Genomic DNA, 1,887 nt, shown 5'->3' on the forward strand with positions numbered 1-1,887 from the left:
TCGAAGCATCAAGGTCAGAGCACCGGCCGCACTCTCTGCAAGGTAGAGGTACCCCATACTCACGATCCGTCACCACCGGATGTGAGACAGAGCCGATTTTGGTTCTGTCGACGATCTTGTGATCCGGACGGTTGAGCGGTTCGTGCCGACCGTTCGCAATCATGCATCGCGTGCTCTCGTGATGTGCTTTTGGAGCTGTTTCCTTACCTGTCCGCGTTGCTCATCGAGGAGGTCGAGAGACGGCCGGACAAGCTGGTGTTGAGGGCGCGGGTGCGGGCGGCGAGCGGGTCCTGTCGGTGCGGTCAAAGCTCCGCTCGGGTGCACGGCCGGTACGTACGCAAGCTGCGTGACGTCGCCGCGGGCGGGCTCGGCGTGGTGATCGAGTTACGCATACGCCGGTTCCGCTGCGAGAACACTGCCTGCACGGCGGTGACGTTCGCCGAACAGATCGTGGGACTGACGACCCCGCACAGTCGGCAGACCCCGCTATTGCGCGGGGTGCTGACGCGGATCGGACTGGCCCTGGCCGGCCGGGCAGGAGCCCGCCTGGCCTCCGCGGTCGGCATCACCGTGGGCAAGGACACGCTGCTGCGGCTGGTCAGAGCCCTGCCCGAACCGGAGGTCGGCGAGGTGGAGGTACTCGGCGTCGACGACTTCGCCTTCCGCAAGGGCCGTCACTACGGCACGGTGCTGATCGACATGGCCACCCACCGTCCACTGCATCTCTATGAGGGACGCGAGGGCGAAGACCTCGCCGCATGGCTCCGCGACCACCCCGAGGTGAAGGTGATCTGCCGGGACCGGTCCAGCGGTTACGCGGAGGGCGCACGCATCGGAGCGCCGCAGGCCGAGCAGGTCGCTGATCGCTATCATCTGTGGGCCAATCTCGGCCAGGCGGTCGAGAAGACAGTGAACGGTCATCGCTCCCGTCTGGCCGAACCGCCTTCACAACCCGCAGACACCCCCGACGAACCGGAGGTAGTCCAGCTGCCGACAGAGCTGAAGATCGTGACTCGACTCCGTGAACAACATGCTGCTGCCCACGAGTTGTGGCAGCAGGGGATGTCGAAGGCGGGGATCGGCCGGAAACTCGGACTGCACCAGGCCACCGTCCGCAAACTGGTTAACGCCCCCTCCGCGGACGATGTCGTCGCCAAAAGTCTGCAGCGGGCGCACGTCGTCGACCCGTATGTCGGCTACCTGCACCGGCGCTGGAACGATGGCGTCAGAAACGCCACCCAGCTCTACCGCGAGATTCAGGAACAGGGCTACCCCGGAGGCGAGTTGGCCGTCCAACGTCATCTGCGGCAGTACCGCACCGGGCGCGGACACGCACCCGATCCGGGGCCGAAGCCTCCGTCGGTCCGCGAGGTCACCTCATGGATCATGACTCACCCCGAACACCTGCGGGACGAGAACGCCGGCAAGCTTCACCGGCTGCGTGAACGCGATCCCGAGCTGGACCGGCTCACTCTTCACGTCAGGAAGTTCGCCGTCATGATGACCGCACGCCACGGCGACCGCCTCGAGGACTGGATCACCGAGGTCGAACGAGACTCCCTCGCCCCTCTCGCGGGCTTCGCCCGCAACCTGCGCCGCGACTTCGACGCCGTCCGCAACGGACTGTCCCTTCCCCACAGTTCCGGCGCCGTCGAAGGCAACATCAACCGGCTGAAGATGCTGAAACGGCAGATGTTCGGCCGGGCCAGCCTCGATCTCCTTCGCAAACGCGTCCTGCTCGCGCGATGAGTCCAGCCCGTCCGGATCACAAGATCGTCGACAGAACCTCTTCTGGCTCTGTCTCACATCCGGTGGTGACGGATCGCGAGTATGGGGTACCTCTACCTTGCAGAGAGTGCGGCCGGTGCTCTGACCTTGATGCTTCGA

Annotated in this window: 1 protein-coding gene; it reads left to right on the top strand. The window is 65.3% G+C overall.

Annotation, left to right across the window (positions count from 1 at the left end):
- Positions 1-270: 270 nt before the first annotated feature.
- Positions 271-1,749, top strand: coding sequence for an ISL3 family transposase (locus ACIA8E_RS41855; RefSeq protein ID WP_399307340.1), 1,479 nt, complete (start codon positions 271-273; stop codon positions 1,747-1,749).
- Positions 1,750-1,887 lie beyond the last annotated feature (138 nt).

Source organism: Streptomyces sp. NPDC051664, from assembly GCF_044453545.1.
Lineage (GTDB): Bacteria > Actinomycetota > Actinomycetes > Streptomycetales > Streptomycetaceae > Streptomyces.